At 62.0% G+C, this 19,102-nt stretch carries 19 protein-coding genes; 9 read left to right on the forward strand and 10 right to left on the reverse strand.

Annotated features, from left to right (window positions below):
* Positions 1–6 precede the first annotated feature (6 nt).
* A complete protein-coding gene (locus J3P86_RS10145; protein ID WP_434700108.1) occupies positions 7–624 on the forward strand; it encodes a TetR/AcrR family transcriptional regulator in 618 nt (205 codons plus the stop codon).
* On the opposite strand, the gene J3P86_RS10150 is transcribed toward J3P86_RS10145, so the two are convergent.
* From J3P86_RS10150 to J3P86_RS10165, 4 genes are all read right to left on the reverse strand, one after another.
* Positions 611–1,012, reverse strand: coding sequence for a DUF1850 domain-containing protein (locus tag J3P86_RS10150; RefSeq protein ID WP_434700110.1), 402 nt, complete (start codon positions 1,010–1,012; stop codon positions 611–613). The genes J3P86_RS10145 and J3P86_RS10150 overlap by 14 nt on opposite strands.
* Complete coding sequence (locus J3P86_RS10155) at positions 1,009–3,036, reverse strand: TRAP transporter permease (RefSeq protein WP_434695071.1); 2,028 nt, start codon at positions 3,034–3,036, stop codon at positions 1,009–1,011. The genes J3P86_RS10150 and J3P86_RS10155 overlap by 4 nt, the downstream gene beginning before the upstream one ends.
* 79 nt (positions 3,037–3,115) lie before the next feature.
* Positions 3,116–4,066: a TAXI family TRAP transporter solute-binding subunit gene (locus J3P86_RS10160; protein ID WP_434624645.1), complete on the reverse strand. Its 951-nt coding sequence runs from the start codon at positions 4,064–4,066 to the stop codon at positions 3,116–3,118.
* Between the two features lie 92 nt (positions 4,067–4,158).
* Positions 4,159–5,169: a LacI family DNA-binding transcriptional regulator gene (locus tag J3P86_RS10165; RefSeq protein ID WP_434700112.1), complete on the reverse strand. Its 1,011-nt coding sequence runs from the start codon at positions 5,167–5,169 to the stop codon at positions 4,159–4,161.
* Between the two features lie 176 nt (positions 5,170–5,345).
* On the opposite strand from J3P86_RS10165, the gene J3P86_RS10170 reads away from it, so the two are divergent.
* The 3 genes from J3P86_RS10170 (at position 5,346) to J3P86_RS10180 (ending at position 9,010) form a co-directional block, all read left to right on the forward strand.
* A complete protein-coding gene (locus J3P86_RS10170) occupies positions 5,346–6,521 on the forward strand; it encodes a Gfo/Idh/MocA family protein (protein ID WP_434700114.1) in 1,176 nt (391 codons plus the stop codon).
* 59 nt (positions 6,522–6,580) lie between these two features.
* Entirely contained in the window at positions 6,581–7,609 is a 1,029-nt protein-coding gene (locus J3P86_RS10175; RefSeq protein WP_434631405.1) for a sugar phosphate isomerase/epimerase family protein, read from the forward strand.
* A gap of 168 nt (positions 7,610–7,777) precedes the next feature.
* A complete protein-coding gene (locus J3P86_RS10180; protein ID WP_434624639.1) occupies positions 7,778–9,010 on the forward strand; it encodes a nucleoside permease in 1,233 nt (410 codons plus the stop codon).
* A gap of 18 nt (positions 9,011–9,028) precedes the next feature.
* Here the strand turns inward: J3P86_RS10180 and J3P86_RS10185 are convergent, their stop codons facing one another.
* Entirely contained in the window at positions 9,029–9,685 is a 657-nt protein-coding gene (locus J3P86_RS10185; RefSeq protein WP_434624637.1) for a polysaccharide lyase family 7 protein, read from the reverse strand.
* A gap of 247 nt (positions 9,686–9,932) precedes the next feature.
* On the opposite strand from J3P86_RS10185, the gene J3P86_RS10190 reads away from it, so the two are divergent.
* Positions 9,933–10,268 carry a hypothetical protein gene (locus J3P86_RS10190; protein WP_434568981.1) on the forward strand — a complete coding sequence of 112 codons (336 nt, stop codon included), beginning with the start codon at positions 9,933–9,935 and terminating at the stop codon, positions 10,266–10,268.
* 71 nt (positions 10,269–10,339) lie between these two features.
* Here the strand turns inward: J3P86_RS10190 and J3P86_RS10195 are convergent, their stop codons facing one another.
* Positions 10,340–12,103, reverse strand: coding sequence for an L-lactate permease (locus J3P86_RS10195; protein WP_434624635.1), 1,764 nt, complete (start codon positions 12,101–12,103; stop codon positions 10,340–10,342).
* Between the two features lie 221 nt (positions 12,104–12,324).
* Complete coding sequence (locus tag J3P86_RS10200; RefSeq protein ID WP_434700115.1) at positions 12,325–12,573, reverse strand: DUF6124 family protein; 249 nt, start codon at positions 12,571–12,573, stop codon at positions 12,325–12,327.
* A gap of 14 nt (positions 12,574–12,587) precedes the next feature.
* Here J3P86_RS10200 and J3P86_RS10205 point away from each other — a divergent pair, with 14 nt between their 5' ends.
* Positions 12,588–12,815 carry a hypothetical protein gene (locus J3P86_RS10205; protein WP_434624632.1) on the forward strand — a complete coding sequence of 76 codons (228 nt, stop codon included), beginning with the start codon at positions 12,588–12,590 and terminating at the stop codon, positions 12,813–12,815.
* 318 nt (positions 12,816–13,133) lie between these two features.
* Here J3P86_RS10205 and J3P86_RS10210 read toward each other — a convergent pair whose 3' ends face one another.
* A complete protein-coding gene (locus J3P86_RS10210) occupies positions 13,134–13,514 on the reverse strand; it encodes a RidA family protein (protein WP_434568979.1) in 381 nt (126 codons plus the stop codon).
* 110 nt (positions 13,515–13,624) lie between these two features.
* Positions 13,625–14,308 (reverse strand): SOS response-associated peptidase family protein, encoded by a 684-nt coding sequence (locus J3P86_RS10215; protein WP_434624630.1) that lies wholly within the window; start codon positions 14,306–14,308, stop codon positions 13,625–13,627.
* A 294-nt stretch (positions 14,309–14,602) separates the two neighbouring features.
* On the opposite strand from J3P86_RS10215, the gene J3P86_RS10220 reads away from it, so the two are divergent.
* The 3 genes from J3P86_RS10220 (at position 14,603) to J3P86_RS10230 (ending at position 16,845) form a co-directional block, all read left to right on the forward strand.
* Positions 14,603–15,778 (forward strand): hypothetical protein, encoded by a 1,176-nt coding sequence (locus J3P86_RS10220; protein WP_434603800.1) that lies wholly within the window; start codon positions 14,603–14,605, stop codon positions 15,776–15,778.
* On the forward strand, positions 15,775–16,500 hold the full coding sequence (locus J3P86_RS10225; protein ID WP_434624627.1) for a ferritin-like domain-containing protein: 726 nt from the start codon (positions 15,775–15,777) through the stop codon (positions 16,498–16,500). Before J3P86_RS10220 ends, J3P86_RS10225 begins: the two co-directional genes overlap by 4 nt.
* A gap of 78 nt (positions 16,501–16,578) precedes the next feature.
* Positions 16,579–16,845: a hypothetical protein gene (locus J3P86_RS10230; RefSeq protein WP_434624625.1), complete on the forward strand. Its 267-nt coding sequence runs from the start codon at positions 16,579–16,581 to the stop codon at positions 16,843–16,845.
* 1,078 nt (positions 16,846–17,923) lie between these two features.
* On the opposite strand, the gene galE is transcribed toward J3P86_RS10230, so the two are convergent.
* The gene (galE, locus tag J3P86_RS10235) at positions 17,924–18,970 is read right to left on the reverse strand and encodes a UDP-glucose 4-epimerase GalE (RefSeq protein WP_434700618.1); all 1,047 of its coding nucleotides are present in this window, start codon (positions 18,968–18,970) and stop codon (positions 17,924–17,926) included.
* Positions 18,971–19,102: the final 132 nt, after the last annotated feature.

A 19,102-nucleotide genomic window follows, 5' to 3' on the forward strand; every position in this document is an offset into this window, starting at 1 on the left:
CCCAGCATGCAAACAACGGAATTACTCGAACGTGCCTTCCCCGGCAGAAGGGCCGAGCTCAAGCGCGATATCTTCAGCAAGGCCCTGGCGCTGTTCAACGAACAGGGCATCGAGGCGACCACCATTGAAATGATCCGCACCGAATGCCAGACCAGTGTCGGCGCGATCTACCACCACTTCGGCAACAAGGAAGGCCTGGTGGCGGCGCTGTTCTTCACCGCGCTGGACGACCAGGCGCACTTGCGCGAGCAATACCTGGCCGAGGCGACGACGGCCGAACAGGGCGTGCAAGCGTTGATCTTCAGCTATGTCGATTGGGTCGACAGCCAGCCGGAATGGGCGCGTTTCCAGTATCACGCGCGTTTTGCCGTGACCAAGGGACCGTTCAAGGACGAACTCGCCAGCCGCAACAGCACGCGCAACGGCCAGCTCTGGCAGTGGCTGAGCGCGGCGGAGCAGGGCGAGGCGCTCAAGCGTTATCCAGCCGAGTTGATGTTCTCGCTGATCATCGGCGCGTCGGAAAGTTATTGCCGTGCCTGGCTGGCGGGGCGCGTGCCGACCAGCCCGAAGGCCCATCGGGAATTACTGGCGCAGGCGGCGTGGCGGTCGATCAGCGCTGAATGATCGAGCGCCGTTCGCAGCTCCACAGTTCTACCGAGGGGTGTTCCACGGTGGGCGGGCCGAGCCAATGCGCCATCGGCTGGCAATGGCCGGCATGACACAGTTGGTAATCGCCGGCCTGGGGCGTGCGGCCCAGCTTCAAGGGTTGCAGCGGCGGCAGTTGGCGATAGTAGTGCCAACTGCCGTGTTCCAGCCGGGCGTTTTCCGGAATCTCCATGCCGGCACCGTTGCCCTTGATCCTGGCTTCGCCCAGGACCAGGCCCGTTTCGGTGACACGGTAGTCTTCCTCCCAACGGATCTTCTCGATGGTGTGATCCCACGCCAAGGTGAACTCGCTGAGTTCAAGCTGCGCCCAGATCACTCCGGACAGGCCCAGGCACAAGCCGATCACGCCAAGGCCTGTCCGCCGCGACGTGCGCGCCACAGATGCTGCCCGATCAACAGCGCCCCCAGGACAAAGCCGATTTCATCGGTCAACGGCAGCGCCACCACCAACAATGCCCCGGCGGCAAAACACATCAGCCGTTCCCAGACCGGCATCTTCTGTTGCAGGAAACCGGTAGACGCCATGCCCCACAGGCCGACCGCGAGCAAGGTCTTGATCAGCATGTACGCCGTCATCCAGAGATTGTCGCCCTGGAGCATCAGCGCCGGGTTGTAGACCGTCATGAACGGAATGACGAAGCCGGCGAGGGCGATGCGCACGGCCCAGAAGCTGATCTTCAGGCCACTCTCCCTGGCGATGGGCGCGGCGGCGAAACAGGCCAGGGCCACCGGAGGGGTCAGGTCGGCGAGGATGCCGAAATAGAACACGAACATGTGCGATACGATCAGCGGCACGCCCAGTTCCAACAGGGCTGGCGCGGCGATCGAGCTGGTGATGATGTAGTTCGGGATGGTCGGGATGCCCATGCCCAATACCAGGCAGGTAAGCATGGTCAGGATCAGCGACAGCAGCAGGTTGTCCTTGCCGATGGCCAGGATGTAACCGGCGAAAGTGGACGCCACGCCCGTCAGCGAAACCACGGCGATGATGGTGCCGACCAAGGCGCAGGCGATCCCCACCGGAACGGCGTGCCGGGCACCATCCACCAATGCATGCAGGCAGATGACCAGGGTTTCCCGTGTGCCTTGCATGAACCAGCAAGCCACCACCAGCACGCCGATCACCGCGAACACGATTCCGATACCCAACCGGAAGAAGCCGACGCAGAGAATCCCCAGTGCTATCCAGAATGCGCAGCGCAAGGCATAGTTCGATACTTTGAGGATGATCGCCGACCCGAGAATCACGATAGCGGTCAATGCCAGCCCGACCATGCCGGAGAACAGCGGAGTGCGCCCGGAAAACAACAGATAGACCAGCACTGCCAGTGGAATCAGCAGATACCAGTTTTCCTTGACCGCGCCCCAGGCACTCGGGCACTGATCCTTGGGTAGACCTCTGAGGTTCGAACGCTTGGCCTCCAGGTGCACCATCCAGAACACCGAGCCGAAATACAGGCAGGCGGGTATCAAGGCCGCCTTGGCGATTTCCACGAACGGCACGTTGATGGTCTCGGCCATGATGAACGCCACCGCACCCATGACCGGCGGCATGATCTGGCTGCCCATGCTCGATGTCGCTTCCACGCCGCCGGCGAACGCGGCCTTGTAGCCAAAGCGTTTCATCAGCGGAATAGTGAACTGGCCGGTCGTCACCACATTGGCGATGCCCGAGCCGGTGATGGTGCCCATCAGCGCCGATGACACCACCGACACCTTCGCCGGGCCGCCGAGTTTGTGGCCGAACAGGCCCATGGAAAAATCGGTGAACAGCTTGATCATGCCGGCCTTTTCCAGGAAAGCGCCGAACAGGATGAAGAGGAAGATATAAGTGGCCGATACGTAGGTCGGCGTGCCGTACAACCCTTCGGTGCCAAACGCCAATTGGTTGATGATCTGGTCCACGCCGTAGCCGCGATGCGCCAGGTCGCCCGGCAGGTGTTCGCCGAACAGGCCATAGGCTAGGAACAGGCCGCAGATGATCGGCAAGGCGATGCCCATCACCCGCCGCGCCGCCTCGAATACCAGCACGATCAGGACGATGCCGATGACCATGTCGGCGCTCGTCAGGTCGCCGGAGCGCTGGATCAGGTCGGCCTCGAACACCCACTGATAGAGCGCGGTCGCCATCCCCGCCAGCCCCAACGCCCAGGCCAGGGGTTGCCAGGGCCGTTGCTTGCCATGGGCCGGGTAGCTCAAGAACACCACCCACAGCAAAAAGCCCACATGCACCGCCCGCAGCACGATGCTCGATACCGGGGAGAAGGCTGCGGTGACGATCTGGAATATGGAAAACAGCAACGCTACATAGAACAGCGTCTTCGGCCAGTCCCGTGGGTCCGTGGCGATGCCGTGCTGGTCTTCACTCATAAGGTGCCTGCCTGTTGTCTGTAGCCGGTGCGAAACACGACACGGCAACGGCGGTTTACGCCGTTGCCGCCCCAGGGGTCTACAGCGCGCCCACTTCCTTGTAGTAGCGTTCGGCGCCAGGGTGCAGGGCTATCGGCAGGTTCTTCGCGGCGTTTTTCAGGGAAATGTCTTTCGCCGCCGAATGGGACGTGCCCAGGCGATTGAGGTTGTCGAAGAGCAGCTTGGTCATCTGATAGGCCACTTCGTCCGGCACATCCTCGCGGGTCACCAGGATATTGGTGATGGCGACGGTGGGCACGGCGTCAGTTTGTCCGTCGTACGTGTTGGGCGGGATTTGTGCGCTCAAATAGGCCGGGTTACCGATTTTTGCCACGACATCGGTGGGAATCGATACGTAGTTCAATGGCATGGTCGACGCCAGGTCACGAATCGCTGCCATGCCCAGGCCGGAAGATTGCAGCGTGGCATCCAACTGGCGGTTCTTGATCAGATCCACCGACTCGGCGAATGGCAGGTATTGCACCTTCATATCGCTGTAGGTCAGGCCCGCGGCCTTGAAGATTGCCCGGGCGTTGAGCTCGGTGCCGGATTTCGCTGCGCCGACCGAAACGGTCTTGCCCTTGAGATCGGCCAGGGTCTTGATGCCTGATTCCTGGCTGGCGACGATTTGTATGTAGTTGGGGTAGGCGCCAGCGATGGCCCGCAGCTTGGTCAAGGGCGCCTTGAAGCCGGCGTCTTCCACCCCATTCTTGGCGTCCGCCACCGAGTCGCCCAAGGCGAACGCCAACTCCCCGCGTCCGGCTTGCAGCAGGTTCAGGTTTTCCACCGAAGCCTTGGTGGCCTGGACCGACGTCTTGGAATCCTTGATGCCACTGCTATAGATCTGCGAGAGCCCGACGCCAATCGGGTAATACACCCCGCTGGTGCCTCCGGTCAGAATGTTGATGTACGCTGGCGCAGCATAGGCCGTGGTCGTGACCATCACGGCTGCGGTGGCGGCCAGGGAAATGAAGCGTTTGCTGATTGGCATGGCGACTCTCCGTCTTGTTATGGCTTTTGCAGAGTCTTTCCACTGTAGTCGAAACGGGCCTGATGGCGAGTCGACAACTCCGATGGGCCTGATCAGGCCATGCTGGAGCCTGGCGCTGCGCTGCTGCCGCGTACGGTCAGCTCGAACGGCAGGAGCACGTGCCGCTGGGCGATGGATCTTTTCTCGATCAGGGCGATGAGCATTTCTACGGCTTTGTGACCAAAGGTTTCAGCTGGCTGGGAAATGGTGGTCAGCGGCGGATCGCAATAGGCGGCGAACGGGATGTCGTCAAAACCCACCAGGGAGATGTCCTCGGGCACCCGCAGGCCCGTCTGCTTGATGCGCTTGAGCGCGCCGATGGCCATCTCATCGTTCTCGCAGAACAGCGCGCTGGGACGCTCGGCCAGGGCGAGCATGGCGCTGGCGCCGTCGAAGCCGGCCTTGAGGGTGAAGTCGCCGTGGCAGATCAGCTCGGGGACGATGGCGATGCCGGCGTCTTGCAAGGCGTCCTGATAGCCGGCGACGCGATCGAGGGTCAACGGGCTGCTGCGAGGGCCCTTGATGATGCCGATGCGTCGGTGGCCGAGGCCGATAAGGTGCTCGGTCATGGCGCGGGCGGCGCTGCGGTTGTCCAGGCTGATGGTCGGGTAGGGCGCGTCCTTGACCACTTCGCACGCATTGACCAGCGGCAACGCGTCGGCGCCGGGCGGCAATGAAACAAAGGGGTCGCTGGCGCGCAGTTGAATCACCCCGTCGGCCTGGTGGGCGTAGACCAGCGCGGCGAATTCCTGCTCGATGGCTTCGCGGCCCTGGGTATCGCACAGCAGCAGTCGATAGCCGGCCGCTTGCGCCGCCTGTTGGGCGCCGCTGATGACCCGGGCGAAAAAGGTGTTGGCGATCGCCGGCACCAGGATCACCAGGTTGCCGGTACGGCGGGAACGGAACTGCACCGCCATCAGGTTCGGTCGATAACCGGCCTGTGCCACCGCGGCGTTGACCTTGTCGCGGGTTTCCGGCAGCACGCGTTCAGGCGACTTCAGCGTCCTCGACACCGTGGCCACGGAAACACCGGCCAGCCGGGCCACTTCACGGATATTCGACAAGATCACCTCGATTCGGCGCCTGGAGACACAGGCATGGCCGCGAGCTTACCGCAGGTTCGAAGCCTGACAAATGCTCATCGGCATCTTCCAGGGTTTGACACGAAGCTAAACCAGGCCTAGATTTCCGCTCATGATGTAACCGGTTACATCATCAGTCCGGACAAAAGAGAATCGCGATGAAACCTGTAGCACCAAAAATAAGAATGGGCTTCGTCGGCGGTGGGGAGGGCGCGTTCATCGGCCAGGCCCATCGTCAGGCCGCGGGCCTGGACGGTGGTTTCGAGCTGGTGTGCGGCGCGTTCAGCCGTGACCCGCAGAATAACCGGCAGACCGGAGAAGCCCTGGGGCTGGCCGCGTCCCGCTGTTATCACGACTGGCAGCAGATGCTCGACGCCGAGGCGCTGCTGCCTCTGGACCAGCGCATGGAACTGCTGGTGATCGTCACCCCCAACCATCTCCACGCGCCCATTGCCCGCCAGGCGCTGGCGGCGGGTTTCCATGTGTTCAGCGAAAAGCCCGCGGCACTGAACCTCAAGGAGTTGCTCGCGCTCAGGGACGTGCTGCAGGGCAGCCGTTGTCTCTACGGCCTGGCTCACACCTACCTGGGCTACCCGATGGTCTGGCAGGCCCGGGAGATGGTGCGTTCGGGCGTGATCGGCCAGGTGCGCAAAGTGCTCGTCGAATACCCTCAGGGCTGGCTCAGCCAGGACGTCGCCGCGCAAGGCAACAAACAGGCCGAATGGCGCGACGATCCGGCACAGTCCGGGCTGGGCGGCTGCATTGGTGACATTGGCACCCATGCTTTTTCCTTGGCGGAGTTCGTCGCCGACCAACCGATCCAACAGCTTTGCGCCACGCTGGGCACGCATGTCGCCGGTCGGCAACTGGACGACGACGTGGCGATGTTATTCCAGATGCAACGCGGCGCCAGCGGCGTGTTGCTGGCCAGCCAGGTCTGCACCGGCGAAGAGAACCCGCTGAAGATCCGCGTCTACGGCGACAAAGGCGCCCTGGAGTGGCGCCAGGAACAGCCGTCGAGCCTGATCCATCGCGCCCTCGATCAACCCCTGAGCATCCTGCGTAGCGGGGTTGGCCAGCCGTGGTTGTGCGAGGCCGCAACGCGCCGCATGCGTCTGCCCGCCGGGCATCCCGAGGGTTATCTGGAAGCGATGGCCAACCTCTACGGCGATTTCGCCCGGGCCATTCGCGAACGCGTCGAAGGCCCCGATGTGCCTGGCGTACCCGGCATCGAAATCGGCTTGCGCGGTATGGCGTTCATTGAGGCCGCCATCCTCAATCACCGTGGCGAGGCGAAATGGACCACGCTGAAAACCGGAGAATCGCAGTTGTGAGCACCCCCGACGAAACACCGAGCGGCCTGCGCGGGCCAGCGATTTTCCTGGCGCAGTTCATGTCCGATGAATCGCCGTTCGACACCCTGGCCGACATTGCTCGATGGGCCGCGTCGCAGGGCTACAAGGCGATTCAACTGCCGACCCTCGGCACGCGCTACATCGACCTGGCCCGGGCCGCCGAGAGCCAGGATTATTGCGATGAGCTCAAGGCCGTCTGCGCATCGGCCGGCGTCGAGATCAGCGAGTTGTCGACGCACCTGCAAGGGCAGTTGGTGGCGGTGCACCCGGCATTCGACGCGCTGTTCGACGACTTCGCCCCGGCCCACCTGCGCGGCCAGCCCGAGGCGCGCACCGAGTGGGCCATCGAGCAACTGAAACTCGCCGCCCGTGCCAGCCAACGCCTGGGCCTCAAGGCCCACGCGACGTTTTCCGGTGCGTTGCTGTGGCCTTATATGTACCCGTGGCCGCAACGTCCGTCCGGCCTGGTCGAGCAAGGGTTCGCCGAACTGGCCCGGCGCTGGTTGCCGATCCTCGACTGTTTCGACGCGGCCGGCGTCGACCTGTGCTACGAGATCCACCCCGGCGAAGACCTGCACGACGGCGCCTCGTTCGAGCGTTTCCTCGAAGCCGTCGATCACCATCCACGGGCGGCGATCCTCTACGACCCCAGCCACCTGTTGCTGCAACAGATGGACTACCTGGGCTTCATCGATCGCTACCACGACCGCATCCGCATGTTCCACGTCAAGGACGCCGAATTCCGCCCCGATGCCCGTTCCGGTGTCTACGGCGGCTACCAGGTTTGGGTTGATCGCCCCGGCCGGTTCCGTTCCCTGGGCGATGGGCAGATCGATTTCAAGGCGATCTTCAGCAAGCTGACCCAGTACGGCTTCGACGGCTGGGCGGTGCTGGAATGGGAATGCTGCCTGAAAGATTCGCAGCAGGGCGCGGCCGAAGGCGCGGCGTTCATCCAGCGGCACATGATCAGCAAGACCGCCAAGGCGTTCGATGATTTCGCCGGTGTCACGGCGGACGAAGCGTCCAATCGGCGGTTGCTGGGGTTGCCCCCGGTGCCAATGACATAACCCCTGTGGCGAGGGGATTTAGCGAAACGTCGCGCCGCCCCGCTGGGCTGCGAAGCGGTCATAAGATTTTGCGGTCGCTGCGCAACCGAGCGGGGATAAATCCCCTCGCCACAGAGGGCATGCAAGGCTTCAATTTTTCATAAGAACAACAATAAAACGGTGACTACCATGACCACGATGAATGCACGCCTGAGCGTGATGATGTTCCTGCAGTTCTTTATCTGGGGCGGCTGGTTCGTCACCCTTGGCACGTTCCTGTCCACTACGCTGAGTGCCAGCGGCGGGCAGATCGGCATGGCCTTCGCCACCCAATCCTGGGGCGCGATCATCGCGCCGTTCGTCATCGGCCTGATTGCCGACCGCTACTTCAACGCCGAGCGCATCCTGGCGGTGCTGCACCTGGTGGGCGCGGTGTTGTTGTATCAGCTGTACTCGGCGGCGGATTTCAACGCGTTCTATCCGTACGTGCTGGCCTACATGGTGATCTACATGCCGACCCTGGCCCTGGTCAATTCCGTGGCATTCCGGCAGATGCGTGATCCGGCGCTGGAGTTCTCGCGTATCCGCGTCTGGGGCACGGTCGGCTGGATCGTCGCCGGCGTGGTGATCAGTTTTGTCTTCGCCTGGGACTCACGCGAGGCGATCTCGGCCGGCGGCCTGCGCAATACGTTCCTCATGGCGGCCATTGCCTCGCTGCTCCTTGGGCTCTACAGCTTCACGCTGCCAGGCACCGCGCCGCTCAAGGCGCAGGCGAGCGCTGGCGCCGTCAAGCAGTCGCTGGGGCTCGACGCGTTAGGCCTGTTAAAGGACCGCAGCTACCTGGTGTTCTTCATCGCCTCGATCCTGATCTGCATCCCGTTGGCGTTCTACTACCAGAACGCCAACCCGTTCCTGGCGGAAACCGGCATGACCAACCCGACGGCGAAAATGGCCATCGGGCAGGTGTCCGAAGTGCTGTTCATGCTGCTGTTGCCGCTGTTCATCCAGCGCTTCGGTATCAAGCTGGCGCTGTTGGTGGGCATGCTGGCGTGGGCGTTGCGCTACGTGCTGTTCGCCTACGGCGACAACGGCGGGCTGGCGTTCATGCTGTTCACCGGCATTGCGCTGCACGGCATCTGCTACGACTTCTTTTTTGTCTCGGGGCAGATCTACACGGACGCCAAGGCGCCCGCGCACCTGCGCAGCTCGGCCCAGGGGCTGATCACCCTGGCGACGTACGGAGTGGGCATGTTGATCGGGTTCTGGGTGGCGGGGCAGGTGACCGATCACTTTGTGGTGGAAGGCGGCCACGACTGGAAAAGCATCTGGCTGTTCCCGGCCGGTTTTGCCCTGGTGGTATTCGTCTGCTTCCTGCTGACCTTCAGCGGCCGACAAGCGGTCGTGGCGCCGTCCAAGGCTTGAGTGGGGAAAGAACGCCAGTCACTTGTGGCTGGCGCTCAGTTTGGTGTAGGTCACTTTTCCGCCTTCACTGGTGCTGCCCTTGTTATCCAAGGTGTAGACGCCGGCCTTGAAGTAGAAATCGTAGCCTTGCCAGGACTTGTCCAGTTTCACCTGTTTGCCACTGCTGCCGATCAGCACCGACAGTTGGCCTTGCTTGTCCATTTGCAGCGTGTACGAGAACGATTTGTTCAACGGCACCTTGGGCACGGTCATGATCACCGGGCTTTTTTTGTCCTTGGGCTTGAAGCGGTATTCCACGTCGATATTGCCGACGCCTTTTTCGTAGCGGTAAACCAGTTTCAACAACGGCGTCGGCGCCTCCTTGGCGTGAATCTGCGCCACTACCACACGGCCTTCCGAAGGCACCTGGTTCACCGACAATTCACCCTTGAGAGTGTTGGTGCCGCTGTTGTAGCGCCAGTTGCGATGTTTCCCGTCTTTGCTGGTTTCCCGCAATTCGGAACGCGGGTAATCGCTGTTACCGGTATGGGAGCCGGTGACAGGCGCCCAGAAGATGATCCTCTGGCCGTTATTGTCGAAATACTTGTTGTTCAGACTCGGCATGGCTTTGGTCGCCACGACCTGCGCGGGCGTTTGCACCGGCAGGGTAACGCTCCAGACAGTCACGTCAATCATGATGAAATCCTCCAACGGGACCGGCCGTATCTGGCGGTCGTCAAGACAATGAATTGCCTTCCGTGGCGTAGTTTTCATGCTATCGACGGGAGTCTGCTTCGCTGGAGGCCCAACTGACGGATGGCTCTGCGATGAGCCTCTCAGGCCCGTAATTGGGGGGAGTGACGTTGTGTCTTTTTGTTGCTGATCGGTTAGAGTACGCGCCGCCCGAGAGACGGATCCCGGGCGTTTTCCCATGGAGCATCAAATGAAACAATTCAGCAAAGTTGTCGCCTGCGCACTGTTCGGCCTGGTCCTGGCGGGTTGCACCGGCACCCCGATGAAAACCCAGCAATACGACAGCAGCCAATACACCGTGGTTGGCCACAGTGAAGCCAAGGCCACCGGCCTGTTGCTGTTCGGCGTGATCCCGATCCGCCAGAACAACCGTTTCGTGCGCGCCCAGACCGCCGCGATCAAGGCAAAGGGCGGCGACGCCATGATCAACACTCAAGTCCAGGAAAACTGGTTCTGGGCCTGGGTCCTGACCGGCTACACCACTTCGGTGTCCGGTGATGTGGTCAAGCTGAAGAACGTTCAGTAAGCCCGACCAGGTAAGTCCGCCCGTGGCGAGGGAGCAAGCTCCCTCGCCACAAAAGCTGGTTCATTTCCAGGTTACTTTCCTCCCACCACCATGTGACTGAACGGCTCGACATACGCCTGCAACGTCACCAGCCCGCCCACCAGAATCGCCAGCACCACCGAGTGGAAAAACACGTAGCGGAGGATTTCCCCTTCGTGGCCGTACCAGCGGGTCGCGGTGGAGGCGACCACGATCGACTGGGCGTCGACCATCTTGCCCATCACCCCGCCGGAACTATTGGCGGCGGCCATCAACACCGGGCTGATTCCCAACTGCTCTGCCGTGACCCGTTGCAAACCGCCGAACAGCACGTTTGACGCCGTGTCCGAACCGGTCAGCGCCACGCCGAGCCAGCCCAGCAGCGTGCCGAACATCGGGTAGAAGATGCCCGTCGCGGCAAACGCCAGGCCCATGGTCGCGTCCAGGCCCGAATAGCGCGTAAGAAAGCCCAACGCCAACATGGCGACAATGGTGATCAGCGAATAGCGCACCACCCACAGCGTTCGCAGGTATTGACGCGCCAGTTGCGGGATCGAATAGCCCATCAGCAAGCCGCCGAGAATGGCCGCCAGGAAGATGCCGCTGCCGGTGGCGGTAAACCAGTTGAACTTGTAGACCGCTTCCTCGGTTTTCGGCTGGGGCACCACCGGCGGGACCTTTTCGATTTGCTGGTGGATGGTGCCGAAGGTCAACAGCGGCGAGAAGATCGGATTCGCCTCGCGCATTGGCTTGCCCTGGGGATCGAGCCTGGCCGATTGGGTCTGCGGGTCGAGGGCCGGGCGGGTGTCGAACAGATTCTTGAAGCCCTGGGTGCCCCAGGCAAACACGAAGACCGTGAGGATGATCCACGGCATCCACGCCCGCAGCACGGCGGGGCGGTTGTCGCTGGCGAAGGCGCCGCTGGCCACCGGTGTCTGTTGCTCGCTGGGGTCGATCTTCGAATCATCGTGCCGGCCTGACAACGCCGCCGAGGTATGCACCGTGGCCGGTTTCCAGACCTTGAGGAAACCGGTCAGGCAGGCCATGGAAATCAGCGCGGCAATCACGTCCACCAGCATCGGGCCGTGGTAGTTCGATACCAAGAACTGCGGGATGGCGAAGCTGACGCCGGCCACCAGGATCGCCGGCCAGACTTCGAGCATCTTGCGCCAACCGGCGAACGCCCAGATCAGCCAGAACGGTACGATCACCGAGAAAAACGGCAACTGCCGGCCGACCATCATCGACAGCTCCATTTCATCCAGCCCGGTGACCTTGGCAAGCGTGATGATCGGCGTACCCAGCGCGCCGAACGCCACTGGCGCAGTGTTGGCGATCAGCGCCAGGCCCGAGGCGGCGAGCGGCGAAAAGCCCAGCCCGATGAGGATCGCTCCGGTCACCGCCACTGGCGTGCCGAAGCCCGCCGCGCCCTCGAAGAAGGCACCGAAACAGAAGGCGATCAGCAGCAATTGCAGCCGCCGATCGTCGGTGATGCGCGCCAGGGAATCCTGCAGGACCTTGAACGAACCGTTCTCGGTGGTCAGCCGGTGCAGGAAGATGATGTTGAGCACGATCCAGCCGATCGGCAGCAGGCCGTTGGCCGCACCATAAAGGGCCGCCGAACCGGCCATGTCGGCGGGCATGCCGAAGGCGAAAATCGCGATGAGCAACGCCGAGGCCAGGGCGTACAACGCCGCCAGGTGCGCCTTGACATGAAAGAACGCCAGGGCCGCCAGCATCACCACCACCGGAACCGCCGCCAGGAGCGTCGACAGCACCGCATTACCGAAGGGATCGTAGACTTGTTGCCAGACCATGTTCCACCTCTGCTTTTTATTGTTGGAAGTGCAGGCCCCGGGGGGGATTGGCAGAGAAGTATAGGCGGGGATCAGAGGATGGGATTGGAACCTTCTGGTCCTGCTTACCCAATGTGGGAGCGAGCTTGCTCGCGATGGCGGTGGGTCAGTTGGAGGTGAAGCTGACTGTGCCACCGCTATCGCGAGCAAGCTCGCTCCCACAGGGTTTCGGGTGATGACGGCTAGCGGGCTTCGACGTTATCCAGCGCGCGGTTCGCCAGCAGCCCGCTCAGCTCGATCAGTTGCTGGATGCCCAGGGCAATGTGGCGTCGCGAGCCGTCCAGGTCGAAGGCCAGGTCGGTGACCATGGCATTGGCCGAGGCGAGGGTTTCGCTGAGGTTGGCGAGCAGGGCTTCGGTGTCGATGCCGTTGATGACGGTGAAGAGTTGGGTGGGTTCGGTGTTTGGCGGGTTTGGGGTTGCTTTGAACATAGATGGAGTCTCATGTGGAATTTAGAGAAGCCATGACCCCTCGCTACCAAACGAAGGGTGGCGGCCATACGAAGGTTGGTAGACCGGTCCACATGAACACCGGCGCGCCCGAAGACGCCCTACGCATGGCCACCATTTATGCAAATGCTGAAGGGCATTCGCAGAAAGTGAAGCTGTGCGTCACATGGAAAACCGGGCTACCAAACCCGATCGCTGATTTTTCAGCGACCGTGAAACAGTAAAGCCCGCCCTCAAGACGCACAAGCCGGTGGATTCTGGCGTAGTCGTAGGCAATGGCGCAAGACGATGTAGCCCAAACCCGAAGGATCCTACAACTGAATAAACACAGCCCCTGTTGGACTAGGAGCCAGCCTTAACAAAACACCGATGTTGAAGCTGGGAGCCAGCCTTAACAAAACCCCCGTGGCGAGGGAGCTTGCTCCCGCTGGGTGGCGAAGCCGCCCCAAAAATTTCTGCCTTGGCAAAAAAGCTTGGGCCTGCTGCGCAGGCCAGCGGGAGCAAGCTCCCTCGCCACGAGACTGATTCGTAAGACCGTGCGCTCAGCCCTTCGCCGCCATCGCCGTCACTTCCACTTTCATGCCTTCCACCGCCAGCGCCGCCACGCCCACCGCGGCGCGCACCGGCCAGGGCTTGGCGAAGAAGCGTTTGTAGACTTCATTGAAAGCCGCGCGATCGGCTATGTCGGTCAGGTAGATGGTCAAGTGCAACACGCGGTCCATGGAGCTGCCGGCGCGTTCGAGGGCGCTCTTGAGCGCCTGCAACGTGCATTCGCTCTGCGCCGTGATGTCGCCCAGCTCCAGGCTGCCGTCGGCGCGGGTCGGGATCTGGGTGGAAACCAGCAAGCCGCCGAAACCGGCGACGTCGGAGGAGATGGAGTCTGCGTCCGGGTCGGGGGTGAACGTGATGTCTTGGTTCGCCATGGAAGTCTCGTGCTCGAAAAGAAAGGAGGCCAGTCGCGTCAAAACGACTGGCCTGCCAGTTTAACGCCGATCTTCGGGCTGTCAGCCACTTCCTCCGGTTCGAGCCGCCGTCACCGTCGGCCCTGGACCATTCGCTTGGCGGTCAGCACGTGCTCCAGTTGCGGTTCGGCGACCGCTACGTGGGCGGCCATGTCGCGGGCCTGTTCCCAATCCAGCTCCGGGCGCAACCATTCGAGGGCGTTCTCGCCGGTGAAGGCCAGCAGTCGCTGCTGTTGATTGACCATGTCGCCGTAGGTCACCAGGGCCAGCCCGTCACAGCCGTTGGGCGTTTCACTGGCCTGGGCCAGGGCGGCGAGGAAGATCGGTGAGGATTGCCGCGACGTCGTATAGCTCAGGCGCTTGGACTGGGCGTGCGCGCCAGTCTCCGCGGCGGCTTCGTACCAGCCATCCACCGCCACCAGGACGCGACCGTCGCGCTTGATCCGGTCGAACACCTTGGAGCGCATCACCAGGTGCAAGGGCAGGTGGGTCAGCGGCGGCATCGTGCCCATCGACCACACGGGCGACCAACCCCAGCGCACCTTGATGCACTCCAGGCGCCCGCCACGGTTGCGTATGGCGCTGACCTGCATGTTCGGCTTGATCACGCTTTGTCGCTCATGCAGCGCGGGCTCCGCCGCAGCGTGAAGGCTGTCGGCGGACAAGCTTGATGGGTTGGCACCGAAGGGGTCGCGCTGGGCAAAAAACGCAAGGGAATCCTTGGAAGAAACGGGCTGAACGAAACATTCACACATCGCGAAAACTCCAGGCAGATATTGACTACAACCCGCCGTTGAAGCCGCAAAAAACGAGTCGTCTTCAGTCGGTTGCGGCGGGGTTATGTAGCTCCGAGCCGACGCGCCAAAGCTTGGTTCGAAAATCCTTATCGTCACCGGATGAGCGGAAAATCAAGCGGCATTTCATCCACTTATACGACCGCTCATCGTCTGCACGGAGAGCCGCGCAATTTCCCAAGGTCGTTCGTTTTGTCCCCGCTGCTGTTGTATCGACGGCGTATCGCGAGGCCTCTGATGAAGGAGAAATGACCCATGACCAAAATCGACAACCTGCTGGATAACAAAGGGACGCCGCTGGACAAGCAGACGTTTACCTGGCGTGACCTGGCCGGCAAACCCATCAGCAAACTGGATGACGATGCGTTCACGCGAGTGCGGGTGATCCTGATGAACGGCGTCGAATCCGACGCGCTGCGCCTCAAGCATTTCGGCGCGCGTTTCCACAAGGAATTGCAACTGCCCCTGGCCCAGGTAAGGCGCGCCGAGCAGCATCAGATGACCGCGATAAACTGGCTACTGTCGGCTGATCATTCGCCGCTTGAAACCACCGTGGCCTACGAACAGGTCGCCATCGAAGTGACTGCCGCCGTCGCCCAGAACGAGCCCGACCCTTATCAGGCGCAGACCTATCGTTTCGGCCTGCTGGAAGATTTCGACCACCTCTATCGTTACTCGGCCATGCTTGATCGATTGGAAGGCAAAGACGCCAACAACATCTTGCAAGGCTACACGGACATCGTGCCCGGCCGGCCCACTAGCGAGCACCACCGTGCCCCCGGCGATGACCTGCGCGACAACTACAAGAAGGAGAACGCCGCGCTGATCACCAAGATCCATGCGGCGCTGATCACGGGTGCGGAATACCAGACCCACGATTACTACATGAACATCGGTCCGCTGTTTGCCGACCCGGTGGCGCGCGCGTTGTATGCCGAAATCGCCTCGGTGGAAGAGCAGCATGTCACCCAATATGGCTCGTTGCAGGACCCCAGCGAAACCTTCATGGAGAAGTGGCTGGTGCATGAAGCGATGGAGGTCTACACCTACGCCAGTTGCGCCGAGCAGGAAGAAAACCCACGGATCAAGGCGATGTGGGAACGCTTCGTCGACTACGAGCTGGGGCACTTGAACCTGGCTTGCGAATTGTTCAAGAAGTACGAGCGACGCGACCCCGCCGAGGTGCTCAGCGGCCAGTTGCCGCGCATGATCGAGTTCAAGAGCCAGCGTGATTTCGTCCGTGAGACGCTGTCCCGGGAAGTGGATTTGCGAGCCCACGGCATCGACTACGTGCCCAAGGAACGCGAAGGCCACGCTTCCCTCGACTACCGCGCCCAGCTCAACAGCGAAGGCGTGCCTGCCAACATCGTCTCCGCCGGCTACACCTTCAAGCCCGGCACCGAACTCAACCCAGTGGGAGAACAGCAATGAGCGAACGCCAAGTCACCATCGGCATGAATCGTACCGGCGTCCAGATGTCTCCCGAAGACACCGCTCGCCAACTGGAAGCCACCCGCCTGTTTCCGGCGGATGTGCCGGGCGACGTGAGCGCCTACACGGCAGAACGCGAGCGCGCCATTCGCGAGGCCGACCTGATCGGCTCGGTACCGGCACCGGGTTCGGTCAAAGGCGTGGTCAAGACCGCACTGGACAAAACCATCGGCAAGGCGCCCGAAGTGCTGCTGGACAAGCTCGGCGAACGCCTGGCCTTCGAGCGCACCGGCGTGCGCCTGTATGAGGCGATGGTCGCCAAGGCCACAGCCGCGCCCGGGGCTGATCCGGCGTTGGTAGAGACCTTGCGGCAGATCCAGGCCGAGGAGCTCGAACACATGAACATCGTGCGCGAAGCCATCGAAACCCTTGGCGGCGACCCAACCGCGATGACGCCATGCGCGGACGTGGCGGGAGTCAAGGCGATGGGCGTGCTGCAGGTACTGACGGACCCACGCACCACCGTTTCCCAGTCGATGAGCGCGATCCTGACCATCGAGCTGGAAGACAACGCTGCCTGGGAGTTGCTGATCGAGCTGGCGAAGAAGGGCGGTCACCCGCTGATCGCCAAGCGCTTCGGCCATGCCCTGGAGCAGGAGGAAACGCACCTGGCCACGGTTCGCGACTTCATCAGGCAAGACCTGCTCGCGCAAGTGAGTTGAGGCTTGTTTCACTGCGGGCTCCACCCTGTTTTTTCCGGGGTGGAGCCCTTGGCTCGAACTTTTGAAGGACACCCGCCCGTGAGTGAAACCGACCTTGAGATGGAATTGAAAGCCTGGCGGCTGTTGCTGGAAGACGATGCATATCGCCTGGACTTTCCCGAAGATTATTACGACACGTTGATCCGGCGCGCGGATGAATTGGTGTTGCATGAATTGATCAGTCTGGAGGATTGGCAATTGCTCAAGGACGCGGCGGACCAGGCTTACCAACTGACGGTTGAAATGCTGGCGCGTAATCAGCGCGATTGTCTGAGTGTGCAGGGGATGCGCTTGCCTCGAGCTTGATTTTCGTTGCGCCGAGGTTTGGTGGGTATATCCATTTATTTGTAGCTGCTGCTTATGGTTTCGCCCTTACGGCGAGTCACTTTCAAAAAGCGTGAAAGTAACCAAAGCGCTTTTGCCCCACCACTTGGCACCTCGCCTAGGCTCGGTGTGCCCTCACTCCGGCATTGCTCCGTGGGCCCGCCGCGAAGGGCCGTCCCTGGCCCAGCGCGGCTATCCCGGCATCCATGCCGGGATGCCCACTGCGCAATGCCTGCGTTCGGCCAGCGTGGTTAACGGGGCCTCCGGATCAACGTCTGCGGCGAGGCGGCCTTATAGCCGACCTGGTTTTGGTGTGGTTTGCATTTCCCTTGTGGGAGCGAGCCTGCTCGCGAAGGCAATGTCACGGTCGATGAAGATGTTGGATGTGCCGGCTTCATCGCGAGCCAGCTCGCTCCCACATTGGATCTAGGGCGGACGCCAGATCCCAGACACACAGCAAAGCCCAGGTGGGAGCGAGCTTGCTCGCGAAAGCGTCGGCACAGGAAATCAAGAGGTTGGATGTACCGGCTTCATCGCGAGCCAGCTCGCTCCCACATTGGATCTACGGCGGATGCCAGATTCCAGACACATAGCAAAGCCCATGTGGGAGCGAGCTTGCTCGCGAAACCGTCGGTACAGGCAATGAAGATGTTGGATGTACCGGCCTCTTCGCGAGCAGGCTCGCTCCCACATTGGAACGCGGTCCGTCCACCCAAAATCAGGTCGGCTATAAGGCCGCCTCGCCGCAAACGTTGATCTCGGAGGCCCCGTTAACCACGACGGCCGAACGCAGGTATTGCGCAGTGGGCATCCCGGCATGGATGCCGGGATAGCCGCGCTGGGCCAGGGACGGCCCTTCGCGGCGGGCCCACGGAGCAATGCCGGAGTGAGGGCACACCGAGCCTAGGCGAGGTGCCAAGTGGTGGGGCAGAAGCGCTTTGGTTACTTTCACGCTTTTTGAAAGTGACTCGCCGTAAGGGCGAAACCATAAGCAGCCATCACCAAAAAAACGGATATGCCCCCAATCCAAACCCACCCGTGCGTCCTAAACCAAATCAACTCACCCTTGCTCAATACTCCGCAACACCACCTCCCGCGGCTCGACCCGAGGAAAATTCAGGCGCTGCCAGCGCCAGGCATCCTCCAACATGCGCTCAAGCCCATGATGTGCAGTCCAGCCCAACTGCTCGGCTGCCTTGCCCGGATCCGCCCAGCACCGTGCAATGTCCCCCGGACGACGCGCTTCAAAAGCCAGCGGCACCTTTGCCCCGGTCGCCCGCTCGAAAGCACTGACCACCTCCAGCACCGAATAACCACGCCCGGTGCCCAGGTTCCAGACATGCACACCCGTCTGTTCGCGCAGGAATGCCAGAGCCTGCAAGTGCCCCTCGGCCAGATCCACCACATGCACATAATCCCTGATCCCGGTGCCATCCGGCGTCGGGTAGTCGGAGCCGAAAATCCGCAGCACCTCGCGCTCGCCGTTGGCCACCTGCAACAGGTACGGCAAAAGGTTGTTGGGGGTCTGCGTCGGCGTCTCTCCCAGCAGGCCTGAACAATGGGCGCCGATGGGGTTGAAGTAGCGCAGCAAGCCGATCGACCAGCGGGCGTCGGAGGCGGCGGTGCTGCGCATGACGTGTTCGGCCATCAGTTTCGACTGGCCGTACGGGTTGGTTGGCTGCCCGGTCGGGCAGGTTTCGGCGATGGGCATCTGGGCGCAATCGCCATAGACCGTCGCCGATGAACTGAACACCAGGTTGAACACGCCGGCTTGCGCCATCGCCTGGCACAGCGTCACGCTGCCGCTGACGTTCGTATCGAAATACCTCAGCGGCTCACGCACGCTTTCACCCACAGCCTTGAGCCCGGCGCAGTGGACGACGGCCTCGATGGGGTACTCCCTGAAGACCTTGTCCAGTGCGCGACGGCTTCTCACGTCGGCATGGACAAAAACCGGCTCCCGCCCCGTCACGTCCGATATGCGCTGCACGGTTGCCCGGGAGCTGTTGCACAGGTTGTCGAGGATCACCACCTCGTCGCCCTGGTTCATCAATTCGACCGCCACATGGGCGCCGATATAACCCGCACCACCTGTCACCAGAATCATCATTCAGTCCCCCTCGATTATCCCTGTCCTGGTGTCTCTTGGACGAGACACTCGGCGTTGTCCGGCGGTCTCTTTCGGCAGTGGTGCGCGTTGGAGACATCAGCCTGTTCTGTTGAGTGTGGTGGCGGGCTC

This window comes from Pseudomonas sp. D1-1 (assembly GCF_051132225.1).
GTDB lineage: Bacteria > Pseudomonadota > Gammaproteobacteria > Pseudomonadales > Pseudomonadaceae > Aquipseudomonas.

Excerpts from the sequence above, each read along its gene's own strand:
- J3P86_RS10145 (WP_434700108.1), top strand. The coding sequence starts at position 7 with ATGCAAACAACGGAATTACTCGAACGTGCCTTCCCCGGCAGAAGGGCC.
- J3P86_RS10155 (WP_434695071.1), bottom strand. The coding sequence starts at position 3,036 with ATGAGTGAAGACCAGCACGGCATCGCCACGGACCCACGGGACTGGCCG.
- J3P86_RS10160 (WP_434624645.1), bottom strand. The coding sequence starts at position 4,066 with ATGCCAATCAGCAAACGCTTCATTTCCCTGGCCGCCACCGCAGCCGTG.
- J3P86_RS10170 (WP_434700114.1), top strand. The coding sequence starts at position 5,346 with ATGAAACCTGTAGCACCAAAAATAAGAATGGGCTTCGTCGGCGGTGGG.
- J3P86_RS10175 (WP_434631405.1), top strand. The coding sequence starts at position 6,581 with ATGTCCGATGAATCGCCGTTCGACACCCTGGCCGACATTGCTCGATGG.
- J3P86_RS10180 (WP_434624639.1), top strand. The coding sequence starts at position 7,778 with ATGACCACGATGAATGCACGCCTGAGCGTGATGATGTTCCTGCAGTTC.
- J3P86_RS10185 (WP_434624637.1), bottom strand. The coding sequence starts at position 9,685 with ATGATTGACGTGACTGTCTGGAGCGTTACCCTGCCGGTGCAAACGCCC.
- J3P86_RS10190 (WP_434568981.1), top strand. The coding sequence starts at position 9,933 with ATGAAACAATTCAGCAAAGTTGTCGCCTGCGCACTGTTCGGCCTGGTC.
- J3P86_RS10195 (WP_434624635.1), bottom strand. The coding sequence starts at position 12,103 with ATGGTCTGGCAACAAGTCTACGATCCCTTCGGTAATGCGGTGCTGTCG.
- J3P86_RS10200 (WP_434700115.1), bottom strand. The coding sequence starts at position 12,573 with ATGTTCAAAGCAACCCCAAACCCGCCAAACACCGAACCCACCCAACTC.
- J3P86_RS10210 (WP_434568979.1), bottom strand. The coding sequence starts at position 13,514 with ATGGCGAACCAAGACATCACGTTCACCCCCGACCCGGACGCAGACTCC.
- J3P86_RS10215 (WP_434624630.1), bottom strand. The coding sequence starts at position 14,308 with ATGTGTGAATGTTTCGTTCAGCCCGTTTCTTCCAAGGATTCCCTTGCG.
- J3P86_RS10220 (WP_434603800.1), top strand. The coding sequence starts at position 14,603 with ATGACCAAAATCGACAACCTGCTGGATAACAAAGGGACGCCGCTGGAC.
- J3P86_RS10225 (WP_434624627.1), top strand. The coding sequence starts at position 15,775 with ATGAGCGAACGCCAAGTCACCATCGGCATGAATCGTACCGGCGTCCAG.
- galE (WP_434700618.1), bottom strand. The coding sequence starts at position 18,970 with ATGATTCTGGTGACAGGTGGTGCGGGTTATATCGGCGCCCATGTGGCG.